The sequence below is a fragment of the Comamonas sp. MYb69 genome (assembly GCF_037479315.1).
In the GTDB taxonomy this organism is placed as follows: domain Bacteria; phylum Pseudomonadota; class Gammaproteobacteria; order Burkholderiales; family Burkholderiaceae_C; genus Comamonas.
Map to the genome: position 1 here is coordinate 14,849 of NZ_JBBGZG010000008.1, position 20,652 is coordinate 35,500.

At 63.6% G+C, this 20,652-nt stretch carries 15 protein-coding genes; 2 read left to right on the plus strand and 13 right to left on the minus strand.

The genetic code is table 11. The annotated features are described in order from the left end of the window. Nucleotides 1-24: 24 nt before the first annotated feature. The 5 genes from WH303_RS12335 to WH303_RS12355 form a co-directional block, all read right to left on the minus strand. Nucleotides 25-1,233, minus strand: coding sequence for an FAD-dependent monooxygenase (locus WH303_RS12335; RefSeq protein WP_339518797.1), 1,209 nt, complete (start codon nt 1,231-1,233; stop codon nt 25-27). A gap of 89 nt (nt 1,234-1,322) precedes the next feature. After that, nucleotides 1,323-4,181: a putative bifunctional diguanylate cyclase/phosphodiesterase gene (locus tag WH303_RS12340; RefSeq protein WP_339518798.1), complete on the minus strand. Its 2,859-nt coding sequence runs from the start codon at nt 4,179-4,181 to the stop codon at nt 1,323-1,325. A gap of 158 nt (nt 4,182-4,339) precedes the next feature. Continuing rightward, a complete protein-coding gene (locus WH303_RS12345) occupies nt 4,340-7,264 on the minus strand; it encodes an aconitate hydratase (protein WP_339518799.1) in 2,925 nt (974 codons plus the stop codon). 502 nt (nt 7,265-7,766) lie between these two features. Then, entirely contained in the window at nt 7,767-8,054 is a 288-nt protein-coding gene (locus WH303_RS12350) for an H-NS histone family protein (protein WP_021027731.1), read from the minus strand. Between the two features lie 121 nt (nt 8,055-8,175). Further along, the gene (locus tag WH303_RS12355) at nt 8,176-9,468 is read right to left on the minus strand and encodes a hemolysin family protein (RefSeq protein ID WP_339518800.1); all 1,293 of its coding nucleotides are present in this window, start codon (nt 9,466-9,468) and stop codon (nt 8,176-8,178) included. A 41-nt stretch (nt 9,469-9,509) separates the two neighbouring features. Between WH303_RS12355 and WH303_RS12360 the strand changes: the two genes are divergently transcribed. Further along, nucleotides 9,510-10,352, plus strand: coding sequence for a symmetrical bis(5'-nucleosyl)-tetraphosphatase (locus WH303_RS12360; protein ID WP_339518802.1), 843 nt, complete (start codon nt 9,510-9,512; stop codon nt 10,350-10,352). Between the two features lie 52 nt (nt 10,353-10,404). Here WH303_RS12360 and WH303_RS12365 read toward each other — a convergent pair whose 3' ends face one another. From WH303_RS12365 to guaD, 4 genes are all read right to left on the minus strand, one after another. Beyond that, on the minus strand, nt 10,405-11,856 hold the full coding sequence (locus WH303_RS12365; protein WP_260719043.1) for a DEAD/DEAH box helicase: 1,452 nt from the start codon (nt 11,854-11,856) through the stop codon (nt 10,405-10,407). A 185-nt stretch (nt 11,857-12,041) separates the two neighbouring features. Beyond that, nucleotides 12,042-12,920 (minus strand): KPN_02809 family neutral zinc metallopeptidase, encoded by an 879-nt coding sequence (gene ypfJ, locus WH303_RS12370; RefSeq protein ID WP_116924863.1) that lies wholly within the window; start codon nt 12,918-12,920, stop codon nt 12,042-12,044. A gap of 223 nt (nt 12,921-13,143) precedes the next feature. Continuing rightward, complete coding sequence (gene dcd / locus WH303_RS12375; RefSeq protein WP_021027736.1) at nt 13,144-13,710, minus strand: dCTP deaminase; 567 nt, start codon at nt 13,708-13,710, stop codon at nt 13,144-13,146. A gap of 104 nt (nt 13,711-13,814) precedes the next feature. Next, a complete protein-coding gene (guaD, locus tag WH303_RS12380) occupies nt 13,815-15,116 on the minus strand; it encodes a guanine deaminase (protein ID WP_339518805.1) in 1,302 nt (433 codons plus the stop codon). Nucleotides 15,117-15,401: 285 nt separating this feature from the next. Here guaD and WH303_RS12385 point away from each other — a divergent pair, with 285 nt between their 5' ends. Then, nucleotides 15,402-15,866 carry an HIT family protein gene (locus WH303_RS12385; RefSeq protein WP_133857827.1) on the plus strand — a complete coding sequence of 155 codons (465 nt, stop codon included), beginning with the start codon at nt 15,402-15,404 and terminating at the stop codon, nt 15,864-15,866. Nucleotides 15,867-15,919: 53 nt separating this feature from the next. On the opposite strand, the gene WH303_RS12390 is transcribed toward WH303_RS12385, so the two are convergent. From WH303_RS12390 to WH303_RS12405, 4 genes are all read right to left on the minus strand, one after another. Beyond that, a complete protein-coding gene (locus tag WH303_RS12390) occupies nt 15,920-16,969 on the minus strand; it encodes an adenosine deaminase (RefSeq protein ID WP_339518807.1) in 1,050 nt (349 codons plus the stop codon). A 1-nt stretch (nt 16,970) separates the two neighbouring features. Beyond that, nucleotides 16,971-17,960, minus strand: a complete 990-nt coding sequence (locus tag WH303_RS12395; protein ID WP_339518808.1) for an aromatic ring-hydroxylating dioxygenase subunit alpha — start codon at nt 17,958-17,960, stop codon at nt 16,971-16,973. Nucleotides 17,961-18,082: 122 nt separating this feature from the next. Continuing rightward, entirely contained in the window at nt 18,083-19,231 is a 1,149-nt protein-coding gene (locus WH303_RS12400) for a BMP family ABC transporter substrate-binding protein (protein ID WP_021027741.1), read from the minus strand. A 222-nt stretch (nt 19,232-19,453) separates the two neighbouring features. After that, the gene (locus WH303_RS12405; protein ID WP_339518810.1) at nt 19,454-20,602 is read right to left on the minus strand and encodes a BMP family ABC transporter substrate-binding protein; all 1,149 of its coding nucleotides are present in this window, start codon (nt 20,600-20,602) and stop codon (nt 19,454-19,456) included. Nucleotides 20,603-20,652: the final 50 nt, after the last annotated feature.

The window sequence follows — 20,652 nt, forward strand, 5'->3', positions numbered from 1 at the left end:
CTGGCGCGGCTTGGCGCGCCCGCGCTACAGCGCCGAGGCCGATGAGCCATCACCCCGGTACAGCCAGGGCACATCCATCAGCTTGGCGCCCATGGCGCGCAGCGCCGTATCGCGCCCCAGGGCCACCAGGCCGCGTGCATGGAAAATCTCACCATTGCGGATCGCGCGCGCCTGCACCCGGGCATTGCGCTGCCAGCGGTTGAGCGCATAGCGCCGCAGGCGCAGCGGCATCTCCAGGTCGTGCATGGTCAAGGCACGCTGCAGCTCGGCCGCATCTTCAATCGCCATGCCCGCACCCTGGGCCAGGTAGGGCCGCATCGGGTGGGCGGCGTCGCCCAGCAGCGCGACCAGGCCTTGCGCCATCTCCTGGGGGCCAGTCATCGGTGCGCGGTCTGCCAGCGGCCAGAGCCGCCAGGCAGCGCCTGTGGCATTTACCACATCCACCAGGCCCAGCAGCTGGCGGTGCGCACCGGCCAGGCACCGCTGCAGATCGGCGCCGTTGCCGGCATGGTCCCAGTGCTCCAGGTCATCGGGCGCGGCGCCCTCGACAATGATGACCAGGTTCTGCATGTCGCCGCCGCGCACGGGGTACTGCACCGCATGAAAGCGCGGCCCCATCCAGGCGCTGACCACGTCGGTGCGCCAGGCCGCCGGCAGATCGCTCTGGCGCACCAGCGCCCGGTAGGCCAGGTGGCCCGTCACGCGCGGGGGCGCATCATGGAGCAGGCGCAGCCGCGTGCGGCTCCAGATGCCATCGGCTCCCACCAGCGCATCGCCCTCGATCTGCTTGCCCTGCTTGGTGGTGATGGTGACGACGCGGCCGTTGTCCTCGTGGTAGTCCACGGCGTTGTACAGGTTGAGGTGCAGATCGGCGCTGGGCCGCACCGCATCGAGCAGCAGCTGGTGCAGGTCGGCGCGGTGGATGGTGGCATAGGCTGCGCCGTAACGCGCCACCGCTTGCGCGCCGAGGTCCAGCCGGGCCAGCTCCTGCCCGCTGATGGCATTGCGCGAGACCAGCGCCTGCGGAAAGGCTGCCACCGCCTGCAGCGGCCTTTGCAGGCCCCAGGCCTGCAGGCGCCGCACGACGTTGGGGCCCAGCTGCACACCGGCGCCCACTTCGCTGAACTGCGCAGCACGCTCAAACAGGCGCACCTCGGTGCCCGCGCGAATGGCGGCCAGCGCAGCGGCCAGGCCGCCGATGCCGCCGCCAGCGATCAAAATCTGTTCATGCATACCGCCATTGTGCCCAGATTGCAGGGCCCGCCTTGTGCGCTAGCGCAACAGCCCTCGTGGCTGGCTTCAGCACCCGGCGATGGGGCAGCTCAAGCCGGCCGGAAGCTGGCGAAGCCGTGCAGGCGCTCGAACTCGCCAATCGGCACCGGACGGCCAAAATGGAAGCCCTGGAAGCGCTTGCAGCCGTTGCTGACGAGGAAGTCCACCTGCTCGGAGTTCTCCACACCTTCGGCCACCACTTCGAGCTCCAGGCTCTGGGCCAGCGCCAGGATGGTGCGCACAATCACCGCATCGCTGACGTCGCTCAGCACATCGCTGACAAAGCTGCGGTCGATCTTCAGCTGGTCGAGCGGCAGGCGCTTGAGGTAGGACAGCGACGAATAACCCACGCCAAAGTCATCGAGCGAGAAGCCCACGCCGCGCTCCTTGAGCTGGCGCATGCGGTTGACGGTTTCATTGACATCGCCCAGCAGCAGGTTCTCGGTCAGCTCCAGCTTCAGGCGTGCGGGGTTGGCACCCGTCTGCGCCACAATGCCCAGCACCTCATCGACAAAGCCCTGGTTGTGGAACTGCCGGGGGCTCACATTGACCGACATGGTCAGCGCCTGGGTGGAGGGGCTGGCCGCCCACAGCGCCAGCTGCTCGCAGGCGGTGCGCATCACGAAGTTGCCCAGGTCGACAATCAGCCCGGTCTGCTCGGCCAGGTCGATGAACTCGATCGGCATGACCAGGCCACGCGCCGGGTGGCGCCAGCGCACCAAGGCTTCCGCGCCCACCAGGCTGCCGCTGCCATTCATCACCGGCTGGTAGTAGACCTGCAGCTCGCCGTCGTGGATGGCCTGGCGCAGGTCGCTTTCCAGATTGGCACGCGCGTTGACGATGGCCTGCATCTGCGGATCAAAGAAGCGCTGCGTGTTGCGGCCGGCCGATTTCGCCTCGTACATCGCCAGGTCGGCGCGCTTGAGCAGCTCCTGCACCGTCAGCGATTCATGGTCGCCAAACACCGTCACGCCAATGCTGGGCGTGCTGTGGTGGGACTGGCCGTCGAGCACAAAGGGCTGCTTGAAACGGGTGATCACATGCTCGACCACCGAGCGCACATGGGCTTCGGCCTGCACGCGCTCGGCGCCCAGGTTCTCGACCAGCACGACAAACTCGTCGCCGCCAAAGCGCGCGACCACATCGCCGCTGCGCACGCTGGCAATCAGGCGCTTGCCCACTTCGCACAGCAGCCGGTCACCCTTTTGGTGGCCCAGCGAATCGTTGAGGTCCTTGAAATTGTCCAGATCGATGAACAGCAGCGCCGCATAGGTGCCGCGCTGCTTGCAGGCGATGATCGACCATTCGAGCCGGTCCATCAGCATGCGGCGGTTGGGCAGGCCGGTGAGCACATCGAAGAACTCCAGGCGCTCGATCTCCTTGCGCGCGCGGCTGCGCTCGGCCAGGTCGCGGCAGATGCACAGCAGGCCGGTGACCTCGCCATTGGCGGCGCGAATGGCCGATTTGGTGATCTCGAAACGGCCCTGGTAGCCATTGTCGGCAAACTGCAAGGTCTCTTCGTAGACGACGGGCGTGTTGCTGTTGCGCGCACGCAGGTCGGTTTCCCAGTCAGAGGGCATGCGCCCTTGCAGGCCCAGGTCCGAAGTCGTGCGGCCAATGATCTGCGCGTGTGCCAGGCCCACCAGGCGCTCAAACGCCTGGTTGCAGTGCAAGAAGCGCCCATCGGCCCCCTTGAGCACGACCAGGTCCGGGATGGCACTGACCAGCGACACCAGCTGCGACTGCTGCTCCTGCACGCGGCCGACCATCAGCTTTTGCATCGACACATCGTGCGAGAGCAGCATGAAGGCATGCGCATCGCGCCCTTGCGGGGCGACCAGGATATCGGTCTGGAAGTGGCGCAGGCCCTGGGGTGTATCAATGCTTTGCTCAAAGGCGAGCGACTGTCCTGCGCGCAAGCGTGCCAGCCAATCGGGGGCCTGGCTGCGCAGGCTGGGGGCGAGCGCCGCGGTCCAGGGCTGGTCCACCAGGCTGGACACGCCCAGCCAGTCCAGCTGGGTGCGGTTGGCATGCACGATGGCGCCTGCGCCGTCAACCCGCACCACACCGATGGGGGCCTGCTCCAGCCATTCCTCGCCCTGCAGGCGCGCCGGGTGGGCCGAGGCCCAGCCCACCAGGCTGTGGCGCAGCGAGGCCATGATCAACACCAGAGCCAGCACCGACAGCGCATAGCACCAGGCCGCCTGCTCCAGCAGCATCGCCCAGTGGCTGCCCGCGCCCAGCAGGATGGCCGCTGCGCCCACGGCCAAGGCGGCCGCGAGTCTCAACACCGTCCAGCGGCCGGACTGGCCGGCAAAATGGCGGCTCTGTACCGCAGCCCAGGCGCAGCAGGCCAGCATACCCAGCGGCAAGACATAGCGGCGCACGCCGTCCAGATCGACCAGGCCTTGCGCGACCACCGCCGTCACCGCCACCAAGAGCGCCGTCGCCGTCAGCACCGCGCTATTGCTTTGCAGGTACAGCCACTGGCTGGCCCGGGCCACGGTACCCGGGCTGTTGCGCCGCGCAGACGACAATAAATCTATGGAAACTATCAATAGGCTTATTGATAGCAACAGGTTGACTGCCAGCTCCATCCACAAGGCGGGCCGGCTGCCGTGTTCAGACAAGCGCAGCGGCAGTGCCAGCACCACCGCAAAACCGCCCAACGCGACGGCACTGCAGACCCACAGCGGGCGGCCCATGAACGCACTGCCACCGCTGCCCTGCAGCAGCAGGCGCCCGCCCCAGCCGAGGGTGGCCAGGGCAGCGAGCAGCAGCAAGACCTGCACCCAGGTCTGCAGCGCCCGGGCAAAGCCCACGCCCTGCGCATCGGTAGACACCAGCCCCGCCAACAGCACCCCGCCAGCGAGCAAACACCACATGATCCGCGTGTGGATCTCGTGCATGCGCCTGCCTAGCGACAAGGGGGTGTAGGGGTGGGCCATAGTTGGCTAAATGTAATTAAAAGTAAACTAACGTCCATCTATTTGACCAGTAACGGTCAACAAATGCAAACGGGCCTCGTTGCAAACAAGGCCCGTGTTAGTCGCGCGTAGGTCAACTCTTACAGCAACTGGCGTAAAACGAAGGGCAGTATACCGCCCTCCTTGTAGTATTCGACCTCGATAGGCGTGTCAATACGCAACACCAGCTCGGCTTCAGTAACGCTGCCATCCGCGCGTTGGATGACCAGTTTGGCCTTGCTGCGCGGCGCGAGCGAGGGGTCGGGCACGATGTCGATCAGCTCGTCCCCGCGCAGCTTCAGCGTCTCCCAGCTCTCGCCTTGCTTGAACTGCAGCGGCAGCACGCCCATGCCCACCAGATTGGCGCGGTGGATGCGCTCAAAACTGCGCGCCACCACCGCCTTGATGCCCAGCAACTGGGTGCCTTTGGCCGCCCAGTCGCGGCTGGAGCCGGTGCCGTATTCCTCGCCGGCAAACACCACGGTGGGCGTGCCCGCTGCCATATAGCGCATGGCGGCATCGTAAATGAAGAGCTTGCTGCCCTGTTCCTCGCCCGGATTTTGGTAAAGCGTCAGGCCACCCTCTTCGCGCGAGCCGTCCGGCCCAGCCGCCAGCATCTGGTTCTTGATGCGCACATTGGCAAAGGTGCCGCGCATCATCACCTCATGGTTGCCCCGGCGCGATCCGTAGCTGTTGAAGTCGCTCTTCTTGACGCCGTTGGCCAGCAGCCATTGGCCGGCCGGTGAGCTGTCCTTGATCGAGCCAGCGGGCGAGATATGGTCGGTGGTGATCGAATCACCAAATAGCGCCATTACCCGGGCCTTGCGCACCGCATTGTCGCGCTGCTCGGCACCGGGCTCGGGCGCTGCCAGCGAGAAATCCTTGAAAAAGGGTGGCTCGGCAATATAGGTGCTGTCCGGCCAGGTGTAGGTGGCGCCGGTCACGCCCTTGATCTTCTCCCAGAGCTTGCCCGGCTCGCTGCTGACCTTTTCGTAGTTGGCACGGAAAGCCTTGCCGTTCATCGCAAATTTCATCAGCTTCTGCACCTCGTCGGTCGTCGGCCAGATATCGCCCAGATAGACGTCGCGGCCGTTCTTGCCTTGGCCGACCGGCTCGGTCATCAGGTCCTTGCGCACATTGCCGGCAATCGCATAGGCCACCACCAGCGGCGGGCTGGCCAGGAAGTTGGCGCGGATATTGGGGTGGATGCGCGCCTCGAAGTTGCGGTTGCCCGACAGCACGGCCGCACAGACCAGGTCATGGTGCTGGATGGCGCTGTTGAATTCGGGCAGCAGATCACCGGCATTGCCGATGCAGGTGGTGCAGCCATAACCGGCGATATTGAAGCCCAGCTGCTCCAGATAGGGCAGCAGCCCCGACTCGGTCAAATACAAGGTTACCAGGCGCGAGCCAGGGGCCAGCGATGTCTTGATGTGCGATTGCACACGCAGCCCGGCCTTGACGGCCTTCTTGGCGAGCAGGCCCGCAGCCAGCATCACGCTGGGGTTGGAGGTGTTGGTGCAGCTGGTGATGGCGGCAATCAGCACATCGCCGTTGTGCAGGTCCACATCGCGCCCTTCGATGCGCTCGGCATGGGCATCGGCCGCATCCAGTGCCGCTTCTGCATCCACCACGGCCGGCTTGTTGGCCACCATCTCGACCGCATTGCGCGGCGAGCCGGCTGGCAAGGGCTTGGCAGACGGCTCGGCGGTCTCGCCAGCGCCATTGATATGCACCTTGACCGGGCGAGCCAGCTGGTCTGCTGGCAGGTTGAAGCCGTTTTGCGCGACAGGCGCGCTGAACAGCGCATCGAACTTGGCAGCGACCTGGCCGATCTCGATACGGTCCTGGGGCCGCTTGGGACCCGCCAGGCTCGGCGCCACCGTGGCCAGGTCCAGACGCACGACCTGAGAGTAGTCAATATCCCCCGCCTTGGGCACGCCGTACAGCCCCTGGGCCTTGAAGTAGGCCTCGAACGCTGCGATCTCGGCCTTGCTGCGGCCCGTGCCCTTGAAGTAGTCCATGGTCTTGTCATCGACCGGGAAAAAGCCCATCGTGGCACCGTACTCGGGCGCCATATTGCCGATGGTGGCGCGGTCGGGCACCGACAGGCTGCGCGTGCCCTCGCCAAAGAACTCGACAAACTTGCCCACCACCTTTTCGCGGCGCAGCATCTCGGTGACGGTCAGCACCAGATCGGTGGCGGTCACGCCTTCGCGCAAGCTGCCCGAGAGCTCAAAGCCCACCACATCGGGGGTGAGGAAGTAGACCGGCTGGCCCAGCATCGCCGCCTCGGCCTCGATACCGCCCACGCCCCAGGCCACTACGCCCACGCCATTGATCATCGTCGTGTGGCTGTCGGTGCCCACCAGCGAGTCGGGGTAGTAGACATGCTGCTTGTCCTGGTGCACGCCGCGCGCCAGGTATTCCAGATTGACCTGGTGCACGATGCCAAAGCCCGGCGGCACCACGCCAAAGGTGTTAAAGGCCTGCATGCCCCATTTCATGAACTGGTAGCGCTCGTTGTTGCGCTCGAACTCCAGCTTCATGTTCAGGTCCAGCGCGTTCTTGCTGCCGTAGTAGTCCACCATGATCGAATGGTCCACCACCAGATCGACGGGCACCAGCGGCTCGATGGCGCTGGCGTTCTTGCCCATGCGCTCGGCCGTGCTGCGCATGGCCGCCAGGTCAGCGAGCAGCGGCACGCCGGTGAAATCCTGCAGCACCACGCGCGCGACAACAAAAGGAATCTCCTCGGTGCGCTCGGCCTGCGGCTTCCAGTTGGCTAACTGCTCGACATGCTCGGGCAGCACGCGCTGGCCATCGCAGTTGCGCAACACCGACTCCAGCACGATGCGCAGGGACATCGGCAGGCGCTGGATATTGGGGAATTGCTTGCTCAGTTCGGGCAGCGAGTAGAACTTGCCTTTGCTGCCTTTTTCCGACTTCTTGGACGAAGGGATCGAGAGGGATTTGAAGGTCGAGGCGAACGCATGCTGCGCTGTCTCATGAGCACCTGATTTCATCGTGACTCCTGTTTTGCGGGTATTAGACTGAACGCTGCAAACAGTCTACTCCCGGGCCAGGTCTTGCATATGTCATCCAAAGGCTAAGCCCTGCAATTGCCTCTGCGATCGCAGGTGTGATCGCCATACGATTTGCGCATTCCGATTAAGCATCCAGGCCGGTTAAGCATCCAGGCCGGTTGCCAAGCCAGCGAAATGCGAACCACTCCAGCAGCCGTCCACCCGCAACCCAATCTCCACAGAATCTACAAAATCGTAAAAAAAATGAATAAGCCTATAGATTGTTAAATGCAATTATAGTAAGGCACTATGAGCAATTGCATACATTTAGCACCGCTCAGATATGACGGATGGATGGGCGGATAGTTAGCAACAATCCACTCCTACAAAAATAGGAGAAATTAAGAAGATATGTGCTAATTTTTATAAAGCTGCCCAACCCGTCGACTCCGCAACGAAAAAAAACCTGCCGAAGCAGGTTTTTCTTTGAAGGATGTCCAACTTAAATCGCGAACTTTTCACGATCCTGGCCTTCAATCCACTTTGGCGCCTTGCCACGGCCCGTCCAGGTAGCGCCCGTAGCGGGATCGCGGTACTTGGGAGCGACCTTGGAGCCTGCGGAAGCCGAGCGGCCGCGTGCAGGAGGGAATACATCCTGTTCGGTCAGGCCGTAATCTGCCACCAGCTTGCGCACCTGGTCTACAGCGGTCTTCAGTTCGTTGCGACGAACTTCTTCACGCTGTTGTTGCAGGGCTGCCAGTTGGGCATCGATTTCCTTCAAAGTAGGCATGTTTAATATCCATTCAATTCAGTTAACGCTTGCAGTATACCTAAAAATGCAATAACCGAGTAAGTCCACACATTTTTATATTTAAAGGAATGGTAAACCTGGATCTACACATCTGTAACGTTTAGTAATCAAGTGCCATCGCGTCCAGCCTCGCGATTACTTTGTCGACGCGCTTGCCCTCCAGCGCCAGCACCTCAAATACCCAGCCCGCGCAATAAATCTTTTCCCCCAAAGGTGGCAGATGGCCTGATTCCGCCATCAGCATGCCGGCCAAGGTGTTATAGCGGCCCTTGTCCTCATCGGGCAACTCCTTGATTTCCAAACGCGCCTTCAATTCGGACACCGGCATCAGGCCATCGAGGTACCAGGAGCCGTCGTCATTCTGTACCGCCCAGGCCTCGCTGGCAGCGCCGGGTTTGAGCTCGCCGGTAATGGCTTCGAGCACATCGCGCGGCGTGATGATGCCCTGCACCACCCCGTATTCATCAACGACAAAAATCATGCGGCCCGCACGGGCGCGGAATTGCTCCAGCAGTTCAAAGCCGCTGAGCGTTTCGGGTACATAGCTGGCTGCCACGGCCACCTTGGCAATCGCGGTGTTGTGCGTATCAACGACGTCGAGCAGCTGCGCCACGCTGACCAGGCCCACCACATTGTCCAGCGATTCGCGGCAGACCGGATACCAGGAATGCGCACCCTTGCCGCTGGAGGCCCGCACCTCGTGCAAGGCCTGGGCCACCGTCAGATGGGCATCGAGCCATTCCACATCGCCCCGGGGCACCATCATCGAGATCAGCGGCCGGTCATCCAGATGGAACACGTTCTGCACCATCTGGTGTTCGTGGTGCTCGATCACGCCGGCGTCTCGCCCCTCGTCCAGGCTGGCGACGATTTCCTCTTCGGTCACCGCGCGGTCCGATTCATCCTTGATGCGCAGCAGGCGCAGCACGCCTTGCGCAGAGATGGCCAGTAGCCAGACAAAAGGCTTGGCAATGCGCGACACCCAGGTGAGCGGCAGCGCAATGATGCGCGACGACGCCTCGGGGTACATCTGGCCAATGCGCTTGGGCACCAGCTCGCCAAACACAATGGTCATGAAGGTGATGACAATGATCACCGTGGTCGTGGCCACCACCGAGGCAACCGAGGCCGGCATACCCCAGGTGATCAGCGATTGCGCCAGCCCATCGCTGAACGCCGCCTCACCGAAAATACCGTTGAGCATGCCGATCGAGGTGATACCCACCTGAATCGAGGATAGAAATTGGGTAGGATTGCTGAGCAGATCCAGCGCCGCCTTGGCGCCCTTGTCGCCACTTTCGGCCATGGCCAGCAAACGGGACTTGCGGCTGCTGGCCAGCGCCAGCTCGGACATGGCAAAGACCCCGTTGAGCAAGGTCAAAAGCGCGATCAAGAGTACGTCTAACAAAATAGTTCACAGGTAGTTCTACAAGCATGTCACTTTACTGTATCGGCGATATCCAAGGCTGCGATAGCGCTTTGGGCCGTCTGCTGGCCAAAATCGACTTCTCCCCCAGCCGCGACACGGTCTATCTGCTCGGCGACCTGGTCAACCGGGGCCCCGACTCAGCCCAGACCCTGCGCCGCTGCATGGCCTCGGACGGCAGCATCCTGGCCTTGCTCGGCAACCATGACCTGCACCTGCTGGCGGCGGCGCATGGCCGGCGCAAGTTCTCCCGCCGCGACACCCTGCTGGAAGTGCTGCAGGCACCCGATGCCGCGCAGCTCTTGGAATGGCTGCGCCAGCAGCCGCTGGCACGCAGGCACACACTGGGCGGCGAGCAGCTGCTGATGGTGCATGCCGGCGTGCACCGCAGCTGGGATGCGGCCGATACGCTGCGCCATGCGGCCGAGGTGGAAGCGGTGCTGCGCAGCGACGAGTTGACCCGCTTCTTGCAGGCCATGTACGGCAACACCCCTGCGCAATGGGATCCGCAGCTCACCGGCATGGAGCGCCTGCGCATGATCACCAACGTGCTCACGCGCATGCGCTTTTGCCATGCCGATGGCAGCCTGGATTTTGACAGCACCGAAAGCCTGGCCGAAGCTCCTGAAGGCCTGACTGCCTGGTTTGACCTGCCCGGCCGCGCCACTGCCAACACCACCATCGCCTTTGGCCACTGGTCCACCCTGGGCGATCTGCAGCGCCCCCACCTGCTGGCGCTCGATACCGGCTGCGTCTGGGGCGGCTGCCTCAGCGCAGTGCGCTTTGGCGACACGCTGGCCGAGCGCGAGCTGATCCATGTCGATTGCGAGCAGGCCCAGCAGCCGGGCTGAAAAAAAGGCCTCAGCGGGTGGCTGAGGCCTTGGTCCATCGTCGTTACCGAGATTATTCAGATGCTGGCGACGGCTTGAACAGCGCAGCGACTTTGCGGCGCGGCTTGATGCCGGGGCCACGTGCTGGCGCCGGCTTGGCGTTCGCATCCCAGGCAGCGGGCTCGGCCGCCTTGGGCTCGTAAGGCTTGTCAAAGAAGGGATCACGCGAGACGGGTGCCGGGCGGTAGCGCTCACGGCGGTCCTGCGCATCGTCCTCGCGCGGCGCGCGGCGGTCGCGGCTGCGCGAGCTGTCGCGCTCACGGCCAGCTTCACGCTCACGGCGCTCGCGGTTGCCATCGTTGAAGCGCTCGCGCTGGGGCTGCTCGTCCAGTGCAAAGTTCTCGACGTCGATCTTCTTCTTGATCAGCTTCTCGATGTCCGACACATGGCGGGCATCGGCATGGGAGACCAGCGTGACGGCCAGACCCGATGCGCCAGCACGGCCGGTACGGCCAATGCGGTGCACATAGTCTTCGGCATTGAAGGGCACATCAAAGTTGAAGACGGCAGGCACATCCTTGATGTCCAGACCACGGGCGGCCACATCGGTGCAGACGAGCAGATCGACTTCGCCTTGCTTGAAGGCTTCGAGCGCCTTGAGGCGCTCGTCCTGGCTCTTGTCGCCATGCAGCGCTGCGGCACGCAGGCCTTCACGCTCCAGCGTACGGGCCAGGCGCGAGCAACCCAGCTTGCTGTTGACGAACACAAAGGCCTGGCGGATCTGGCGCTCGCGCAGCACCTTGGTCAGCACACGGCGCTTGTCATCGTCCGAGGCAGCGTAGAAGCGCTGCTCGACGGTGGATGCGGTTTCGTTGGGGCGTGCAACCTCGATCGTGACCGGGTCTTGCAGGTAGCTGCCAGCCAGGCGCTTGATCTCGGGCGAGAACGTGGCCGAGAACAGCAAGGTGGTGCGCTTCTTGGGCAGGAAGGACAGGATGCGCTGCAGATCGGGCAGAAAACCGATATCAAGCATGCGGTCGGCCTCGTCCAGCACCACATACTCCACCTGGTTGAGCACCGCGTTCTTGGCTTCGATGTGGTCCAGCAGGCGCCCGGGGGTGGCCACCAGAATTTCCACACCCTTTTTGAGCTCCAGGGTTTGGGGCTTCATGTCCATGCCGCCAAACACCACGGTGCTGCGCAGCTTGGTGTGTTTGGCGAACTGGGCAATCTGCTGGGCGACCTGGTCGGCCAGCTCACGCGTAGGCAGCAGCACCAGCGCACGCACCGGATGGCGGGCAGGCGATGCCGAGCTGTTTTCGTGCACCATCATCCGCTGGAGCAGCGGCAATGAGAAAGCAGCTGTCTTGCCCGTGCCAGTTTGTGCAGCACCCATGACGTCTTTCCCAGTCAGCACCACAGGGATGGCCTGTGCCTGAATGGGAGTCATGGATGCGTAGCCCATCTCGGAGATGGCTTTGGCCAGGGGCTCGGCCAGATGAAGGTTGGAGAAAGAATTTGTCATGTAAGCCCCCTATTGTCGCACTGCAGACAAATCGGCGCTTGGCTTAACCCTGTCTTGCCTTACGGATTCGCACACGGCCCCTGAAAATCCGGGCTGGCCAGCGTAGCAACGGGCGCCGCCAGCCTGCAGCAGATTGCCGCAGCGCAGCGGCCCAGCCCGATTTTTGGCGGTCTGGACCGGCTGCATCACAGGCTGCCGGCCTGGAAGGTATCGCAGGACTGGACGCTGCCGGTCTTGTAGCCCTGCGTGAACCAGCGCACGCGCTGGGCGCTGGAGCCATGGGTAAAGCTGTCGGGGCGCACGGTGCCGGTGGCTTCGCGCTGCAGCTTGTCGTCACCGATCTGCTGGGCGGCATTCACGGCCGATTCGATATCGCCCTGCTCCAGCCAGCTCTTGGCCTGCTGCGAATGGTTGGCCCAGATACCGGCATAGCAGTCGGCCTGCAGCTCCAGCCGCACCGACAGCGCGTTTTGCTCGCGCTCGCTGATGCGGCCGCGCATCGCATCGACCTTGCCCGAGATGCCCAGCAGGTTCTGCACATGGTGGCCCACCTCATGCGCCACCACATAAGCGCGCGCAAACTCACCGGGCGCGCCCAGCTGGCGGCTCATGGTGTTGAAGAAATCCATGTCCAGGTAGACCTTCTGGTCGCCAGGGCAGTAGAACGGGCCCATCGCCGACTGGCCGGTGCCGCAGGCGGTGCGCGTGACGCCAGTGAACAGTACCAGGCGCGGCGCGCGGTACTGGGCGCCACCCTTGGTGAAGATGTCGCTCCAGACATCTTCGGTCGAGGCCAGCACGGTGGAGACAAACTTGGCACCCTGGTCATTGGCCGGTGGCGCCTTGGCCGGGCCTTGCTGCGTGGGCGCGGGCGAGCCGCCGCCCGAAAGCACGCCGATGGTGGTGAGCGGGTTGATGCCAAACACCCCCCAGCCAATCAGCGCCAGCACCACGGTGCCAATGCCGATGCTGCGCCCGCCCAGGCCAAAGCCTCCGCCGCCCCCGCCACCACTGCCGCGGCGGTCTTCCACATTGCTCGATTCGCGGTTGCCTTCCCATTTCATGGTCGCTCTCCTTGCAGTGCCCTGGCACTGCCTCTGTTATTGATCCGTCTACAGTAGCGCATTTGCGGTGGCCCAGCGCGTAAGACCGGCTCCCGAGCGCGCAGAAAATCTGCCTGCAGCGCCCCCATTGAAGAAAATTTGCAAAGGCCCTGGCGACGCTGCCACCCTCCAGTAAAAAAGCCACTCCAAAACGGGAGTGGCTGCGGGGCTCAGCGCGGCGTTGTCAGGCCTTTGGCAAGGTGACGCCATGCTGGCCCTGGTACTTGCCATTGCGGTCCTTGTAGCTCACCTCGCAGGGCTCATCACCGCGCAGGAACAGCACCTGCGCGCAGCCCTCACCCGCATAGATCTTGGCCGGCAGCGGCGTGGTGTTGGAGAACTCCAGGGTTACATAGCCTTCCCACTCGGGCTCGAACGGCGTCACGTTGACGATGATGCCGCAGCGCGCATAGGTGCTCTTGCCCAGGCAGACGGTCAGCACATCGCGCGGAATGCGGAAGTACTCGACGGTGCGCGCCAGCGCAAAGCTGTTGGGCGGAATGATGCAGTAATCGCCTTCAAAATCGACAAAGCTTTTTTCATCGAAATTCTTGGGGTCGACCACGGTGCTGTGGATGTTGGTGAACACCTTGAATTCGCGGGCGCAGCGGATGTCATAGCCATAGCTGGAGGTGCCATAGCTGATGATTTTCTTGCCATCCACCTGGCGCACCTGACCGGGCTCGAAGGGCTCGATCATGCCGTGCTGTTCCGCCATGCGGCGAATCCACTTGTCGCTTTGAATGCTCATGTCTGAAATAACTCCTAGGCGGCATTGTAGCGAAAGGCGTCGCCCCGGCGGGCGGCATCTGCTGCCGCCCCGGGGCCTGCCCCTGCACTAGCGCTGCACCAGGATCAGGCCAGCGTCTGCGCAATCCGACTGCGCTCGATCAGGCGGTCATCGCCCAGCACGATGAGGCTGAACAGCAGCTCCTCCAGATGGCGGGCCTGCGCCGTCTTGCGGGCGATCAGCGGTGTGGCCTGCGGGTTGAGCACGACAAAGTCGGCCTCGCAGCCCGGCTGCAGGTTGCCGACCACGCCCGCCAGGCCCAGCGCCTGCGCCGCACCGGCCGTGTGCTGCCACCACAGATGGCTGGGCGCCAGCGACAGACCCTGCTTGTCGCGCCCCTCGCGGCCGACAAAATAGGCCGCCAGCATGGTGCGAAAGGGGCTGAAGCTCGTGCCGCCGCCCACATCGCTGGCCAGGCCGTACAGCATCTGCGCGGCGTCGGCCTGGGCATAGTCAAAAAAGCCGCTGGCCAAAAACAGATTGCTGGTCGGGCTCACCGCGGCGGCGGTGCGGGTTTCGTGCATCAGCGCGCGGTCACGCGCATCGAGGTGGATGCAATGGGCATAGACGGCGCGCTCGCGCATCAGGCCCCGGTCGGCATAGACCTGCAGGTAGCTGCGGCTGTCCGGAAACAGCGCGCGCACCCAGGCAATCTCGTCGAGGTTTTCGGCCACATGCGACTGGATCCAGACATCACTGTAGCGCGCTGCCAGCTCACCGGCACCGCGCAGTTGCGCCTCGCTGCTGGTGGGCGCAAAGCGCGGCGTGATCGCATAGCCCAGGCGGTCCACGCCATGCCAGCGGCGGATCAGCGCCTCGGTGTCGACCAGGCTTTGCTCGGTCTCATCGCGCACGCCGTCGGGCGAATGGCGGTCCTGCAGCACCTTGCCGGTGATCAGCCGCATCTGGCGCTTTTGCGCCTGGGCAAACAGCGCATCGGCCGATGCCGGGTGCGAGGTCGCAAAGGTCAGCGCCGTGGTCACGCCATTGCGCAGCAGCTCATCGACAAAGAATTGCGCGACTTCCGCCGCGTAGGCGGCATCGATAAAACGCGACTCATGGGGAAAGGTGTAGTCATTGAGCCAGGGCAAGAGGCCGCTGGCGGGCGAGCCGATCACATCGGTTTGCGGGTAGTGGATGTGCATGTCGACAAAACCCGGCGCAATGATGCGGCCTGGCAGTTGCTCGACCACGGCATCAGCCCCCGCCTGGGCCAGCCATGGGGCCGACAGCGCCTGCCAGCTGCCGGCGGCCAGCACGCGCTCACGGCCATCGGCGCCCGGCGCCACGGCCAGCAGGCCATCTTCTTCATACAGTGCCTGGCCGTCATCGGCAAAGCGCAACAGGGCGGATCGGTAGATATGCATGGTGCCAAGCTTAGCGTCTGCCAAGGACTGCCGTTATACAAGCGCAGCAATAGTTTCTATGCGCTGCAACTGCGCCTTTGGCAGGGCTGGCTGCTGACCGCGTGGCAACACGGGCTGTGCGCTGACAGCAGCGCCGTGGTGACGCAGGGAAAACCCCAGGCTGAGATGCATGCGCAGGTCATATCTGCAGTCTATAGTGTTTGTTTTACCTGTTGGTTAAATCCACTGGTAGCGGCGCTGCACTGGCAGCAGCCGCTGCCAAAGCCCAAGGAGGAGGCTTGGCCCATGCCGCATTTTGTTGATCCGTCCCCTGCCGGTGTCTGCATTTTCTGCCGAATCGTGCAAGGAGAAATTCCCTCAGCCAAGGTGTATGAAGATGCCTTGACGATCGCCTTTATGGATCTGGGCCAGGTCAACCCCGGCCATGTGCTGGTCGCGACCAAGCGCCATGCGGCCAATATTTTCGAGATCACCGACGAAGAATCGGCGGCCGTGATGCAGACGGCGCGCAAGGTGGCGCTGGCCGCCAAGATCGCTTTCGAGCCCGCAGGCCTCACCCTGCTCCAGGCCAATGGCGTCGAAGGCGGCCAGACCGTTGCGCACTTCCACCTGCATGTGGTGCCGCGCCATGCCGATGATGGCGTGAGCTTCAGCTGGCCGCGCAAGGAACCCGGTGGCGCCGTGCTGGAAGGCTATGCGCTGCAGCTGCGCAATGCGATGCTGTCGGAATCGGTGCCGGTGGCAGCTTAAGTTTCTGTACACCCACCAAAGAACAAGGGCGCCTTGCGGCGCCCTTGTTGCGTTTAGCCTTGGCGGGCGGCCTCGGCAAAGGCCATCTGCAGCTGCCCCAGCCAGGCCTGCTTGCGGCTGGCTGGCACAAAACTGGCCTCAAAGCTGTTGGCCGCCAGCTGGTAGGCCTGCTCGGAGTGCATACCGGTGGCGGCAAACAGCTGCACAAAGTTCTCGTTGATATAGCCACCGAAGTAGGCCGGATCGTCCGAGTTGACGGTGACCACCAGGCCCGCCGCCAGCAGCTGCGGCATATTGTGGTCGGCCAGATCGGGGAAGACCTGCAGCTTCTGGTTGGACAGCGGGCAGACGGTGAGCGGAATGCGCTCGTCCTTGAGCCGCTTCATCAGCGCGGCATCGTGCACCGCTTGCACGCCATGGTCCACGCGCTCGGCATGCAGCACATCCAGCGCGCCCCAGATATAGGCCGGTGGCCCCTCTTCGCCGGCATGGGCCACGCGGCGCAGGCCCAGGTCCTTGCAGCGCGCAAAAACACGGGCAAACTTCTCCGGCGGGTTGCCGACCTCGCTGCTGTCCAGGCCCACGCCGCTGAAATAGGCGCGGTAAGGCAGGGCCTCGTCCAGGGTCTGCAGCGCTTCTTCTTCGCTCAGGTGGCGCAGAAAATTCAGGATCAGCTGCGCGCTGATGCCCCAGCGCTTTTCCGCATCCACACAGGCCTTGTGCAGGCCATGGACCACATCGGCCATCGCCACGCCACGGGCGGTGTGCGTCTGCGGGTCAAAGAAGATCTCGGTGTGCACGACATTGTCGGCCACGGCGCGCTCCAGGTAGGCCATGGCCATGTCGTAGAAGTCCTGCTCGGTCAGCAAGACACTGGCGCCCGCGTAGTAGATATCGAGAAAGCTCTGCAGGTTGGTGAAGGCATACGCGGCGCGCAGGCTCTCGACATCGGCATAGGGCAAGGCCACGCCATTGCGCTGGGCCAGTGCAAAGATCAGCTCGGGCTCCAGCGAGCCTTCGATGTGCATATGCAGCTCGGCCTTGGGCATGGCACGCAGCAGGCCCGGCAGGCGGGCGGCATCGATTTGTGGGACGGTGTACATCTCAACACACTCCAAAAGTGACGCCACTGGCCTTGAGGTAGCGGCGGTAGGCCACCGACATGCGGTCGGCCGCTGAGTTCAGCTCTGCCTTGGCATCGAGCGGCAGCGGCTTGGGCATCTGCGACTCCAGCACGGGCTGATCCTGGGTAAAGATCGTATGCTGAAACTGCTGCAGCTGCGCATCGGTGCTGTCGAAATCGGCAACGGCCAGGCGGAACCAGACGCGGCTGCGCTCGGGCGTGATCGGGCAGACAAACAGGCCAATCGCCTCGCGCCAGCCCTGCTTGCTCGATCCGCTCTCGGGTACCTTGGTCAGCAAGGCGGTATAGGGGGCGGTCACCTCATAGGTGTAGTCCACTTCGGCCGGCTTGGTCGAGTGCAGGTTCGACTGAGGCTGGATCGCCTTGCAGCCGGTGGCCTTGACGCCCCGCTCCGTGGCCTCGACCTCGTAGTGCGACATCTCGGTCGCATCGCGGCTGCCCAGCCAGCCTTCGTGCACAAAGCCGAAGTGCGACATATCGAGAAAATTCTCGATGATGCGGGGTGCGCTGGCGTCGACATCGTAGGGGCCGCAGTTGAGCTTGCGCAGGCGCTCATCGGCCTCGGCCTCGAACACCGGCAGCGGCGTGGCGGGCTGGCCCTCGGCATCGGGCGCCAGCTGCACCCACACCAGGCCATGGGCCTCCTGCACGCCGTAGGACGCGACACAGTGCTTGGCAGGCGGCACAAAGGCGGGCACGGCCGGCACCTTCACGCACTGGCCGCCGCTGGCAAACTGCCAGCCATGGTAGGGGCACTCCAGCTGGCCATCCTGCACACGGCCCAGCGACAGGCGGGCACCGCGGTGCGGGCAGCGGTCGACAAAGGCCTGCACCTGGCCTTGCGCATCGCGCCACAGCACCAGTTCCTGGTCCAGCAGACGCACCGGCAGCGGGGCATCCACCACCACATCAGACAAGGCAACCGGGTGCCATTGTTGGGCTTCGATCATCGGGGGAAATCTCTTGGTATAAATGACAAGGCTGCCCTGGGGCAGCCTTGGGTTGCGATGTTAGCACTGGCGTAAAGAACACCTGTGCTACTCGCGTTTAGGCGGGGCGCAAGGCCCGCGCATCACTTGCCAGGAACCTGGCCTTCCACGCCCTTGATGTAGAAGCTGATGCCCTTGAGGAAGTCGTCGTCGGCCACCTTGTCGGCTGCCAGGATTTCCTTGCCGTCCTGGCCCAGGATGGGGCCCTTCCAGATGCTGAAGGTACCGTCCTTGAGGCCCTTCTTGACTTCTTCGACCTTGGCCTTGGTTTCGGCCGGCACATCGTCAGCCATGGACACCAGGTCGATCGTGCCTTCCTTCACGCCCCACCAGGTCTGGCGGCTGGTCCACTTGCCTTCCAGTGCGCTGCGGGTGGTGTCGATGTAGTACGGCGCCCAGTTGATGATGGCCGAGCCCAGGTGGGCCTTGGGGCCGTAGGCGGTCATGTCCGAGTCCCAGCCAAAGGCGCGCTTGCCCTTTTCTTCGGCGGTCTTGAGCACGGCCGGCGAGTCGGTGTTCTGGAACAGAATGTCCGCGCCGCCATTGATCAGGCTCGTAGCCGCTTCGGTTTCCTTCGGAGGGCTGAACCATTCGTTGACCCAGACCACCTTGGTGCTGATCTTGGGGTTGACGCTTTGTGCGCCCAGCGTGAAGCTGTTGATGTTGCGGATCACTTCGGGGATCGGCACCGAGCCCACCACACCCAGCGTGTTGGATTTGGTCATCGAGCCGGCGATGATACCGGCCAGATACGCGCCTTCGTAGGTGCGGCTGTCATAGGTGCTGACATTGCCGGCCACCTTGTAGCCGGTGGCGTGTTCCCATTTCACATCGGCAAATTCGGGCGCCAGCTTCTGGATCACGTCCATATAGCCAAAGGTGGTGCCAAACACCAGCTTGTTGCCCTGGGTGGCCATGTCGCGCAGCACGCGCTCGGCGTCCGCGCCTTCGGGCACGCTTTCCACAAAGCTGGTCTGGATCTTGTCGCCAAATTCCTTCTCCAGCGCCTTGCGCGCCTGGTCGTGCGCAAAGGTCCAGCCGCCGTCGCCCACCGGGCCCACGTAGGCAAAAGCGATCTTCAGCGGATCGGCTGCAGGCGCGGCAGCTGCTGGGGCAGCAGCCGGTGCGGGCGCTGGCGCCTCTTCCTTCTTGCTGCAACCCACCACGGCGGCAGCGGCCAGCGCGGAGAGCGCGGCCACCTTGATCAGCGAACGCTTATGGAAATCAGTCATCTGTGTGTCCTCGAATGTTGTTGGAATGCCGAGCTCTACAAGCCACTATGCCGGCCTGCAGCGGGTAGAACATCGCCCGGCCAATATATGCATAAATCGGGCCAGGTTCCAAGTGCAGCCGGCGCCGCCGCGCTGCACTGTTGTTTGTTTGCCTGCAGGCCCGGCAGCCCCTGCTTGGCGCTGGCTAGCGCGACCTAAGGCTACCGGGCGCTGCAGCCCGGATTACTTCGCGCCGGGCACGGCGCCTTCGATGCCCTTGACATAGAAGTTGATGCCGCGCAGGAAAGCATCATCGCCCACCGTGCCGCTGGCCAGCACTTCCTGGCCCTTGTTGTCCACGATCGGGCCGGTCCAGACCGCGAAGCTGCCGTCCTTCATGCCTTGCTTGGCCTTTTCAACCTTGTCCTTGGCGTCCTGGGGCACCTGGTCGGCGATCTTGACCAGGTCCATTGCGCCTTCCTTCACCCCCCACCAGAAGTTGCCCGACTGCCATTGGCCGGCCAAGCTGTCTTCGACCACCTTGCTGTAGTAAGGCGTCCAGTCGATCACGGCCGAGCCCAGGTGGGCCTTGGGTGCGAAAGCGCTCATGTCGCCGTCTTTGCCAAAGGCGTAGACGCCGCGCTCTTCGGCGGTCTTGAGGACGGCGGGCGAGTTGGTGTTCTGGTACATCACGTCCACGCCGCCGTTGATCAGGCTGGTGGCCGCTTCCGACTCCTTGGGCGGTGCAAACCATTCGTTCACCCAGACCACCTTGGCCTGGATGCTGGGGTCCACGCTCTGCGCGCCCAGCACAAAGCTGTTGATGTTGCGCACCACTTCCGGAATCGGCACCGAGGCCACCACACCGACGGTCTTGGTCTTGGTCATCGAGCCGGCCACGATACCGGCGAGGTAAGCGCCTTCAAAGGTTTTGGTGTCGTAGACCGCGACATTGTCGGCCTGCTTGTAGCCGGTGGCGTGCTCGAACTTCACCTCCTTGAGGTCGGCAGCGGCCTTTTGCACAAACTCCTGGTAGCCAAAGCTGGTCGCAAAAATGAGCTTGTTGCCCTGGCCTGCCATGTCGCGCAGCACGCGTTCGGCATCGGCCGACTCGGGCACGCTCTCGACCATCGAGGTCTCGATCTTGTCGCCAAACTTCTGTGCAATCGCCTTGCGGGCCAGCTCATGCTGGAAGGTCCAGCCGCCGTCGCCAATCGGGCTCACATACATGAAGCTGACCTTGAGCTTGTCGGCAGCAGGGGCGGCGGCAGCCGGCGCAGGAGCTGCCGGGGCGGCGGGCTCTTCCTTCTTGCCGCAGGCGGCCAGGGTCGCCAACGACAGGGCCGACAGGCCGATCAACTTGATCACGGAGCGCTTGCGCATGGTTTGCATGGATGAATCCTTGGTTTTTATAAAGAACGGACGAAAAGCGGGCCGCTGTT

Excerpts from the sequence above, each read along its gene's own strand:
- WH303_RS12400 (WP_021027741.1), bottom strand. The coding sequence starts at position 19,231 with ATGACTGATTTCCATAAGCGTTCGCTGATCAAGGTGGCCGCGCTCTCC.
- guaD (WP_339518805.1), bottom strand. The coding sequence starts at position 15,116 with ATGCATATCTACCGATCCGCCCTGTTGCGCTTTGCCGATGACGGCCAG.
- WH303_RS12345 (WP_339518799.1), bottom strand. The coding sequence starts at position 7,264 with ATGAAATCAGGTGCTCATGAGACAGCGCAGCATGCGTTCGCCTCGACC.
- WH303_RS12390 (WP_339518807.1), bottom strand. The coding sequence starts at position 16,969 with ATGTACACCGTCCCACAAATCGATGCCGCCCGCCTGCCGGGCCTGCTG.
- WH303_RS12395 (WP_339518808.1), bottom strand. The coding sequence starts at position 17,960 with ATGATCGAAGCCCAACAATGGCACCCGGTTGCCTTGTCTGATGTGGTG.
- WH303_RS12335 (WP_339518797.1), bottom strand. The coding sequence starts at position 1,233 with ATGCATGAACAGATTTTGATCGCTGGCGGCGGCATCGGCGGCCTGGCC.
- WH303_RS12385 (WP_133857827.1), top strand. The coding sequence starts at position 15,402 with ATGCCGCATTTTGTTGATCCGTCCCCTGCCGGTGTCTGCATTTTCTGC.
- WH303_RS12360 (WP_339518802.1), top strand. The coding sequence starts at position 9,510 with ATGTCACTTTACTGTATCGGCGATATCCAAGGCTGCGATAGCGCTTTG.
- WH303_RS12350 (WP_021027731.1), bottom strand. The coding sequence starts at position 8,054 with ATGCCTACTTTGAAGGAAATCGATGCCCAACTGGCAGCCCTGCAACAA.
- WH303_RS12340 (WP_339518798.1), bottom strand. The coding sequence starts at position 4,181 with ATGCACGAGATCCACACGCGGATCATGTGGTGTTTGCTCGCTGGCGGG.
- WH303_RS12365 (WP_260719043.1), bottom strand. The coding sequence starts at position 11,856 with ATGACAAATTCTTTCTCCAACCTTCATCTGGCCGAGCCCCTGGCCAAA.
- dcd (WP_021027736.1), bottom strand. The coding sequence starts at position 13,710 with ATGAGCATTCAAAGCGACAAGTGGATTCGCCGCATGGCGGAACAGCAC.
- ypfJ (WP_116924863.1), bottom strand. The coding sequence starts at position 12,920 with ATGAAATGGGAAGGCAACCGCGAATCGAGCAATGTGGAAGACCGCCGC.
- WH303_RS12405 (WP_339518810.1), bottom strand. The coding sequence starts at position 20,602 with ATGCAAACCATGCGCAAGCGCTCCGTGATCAAGTTGATCGGCCTGTCG.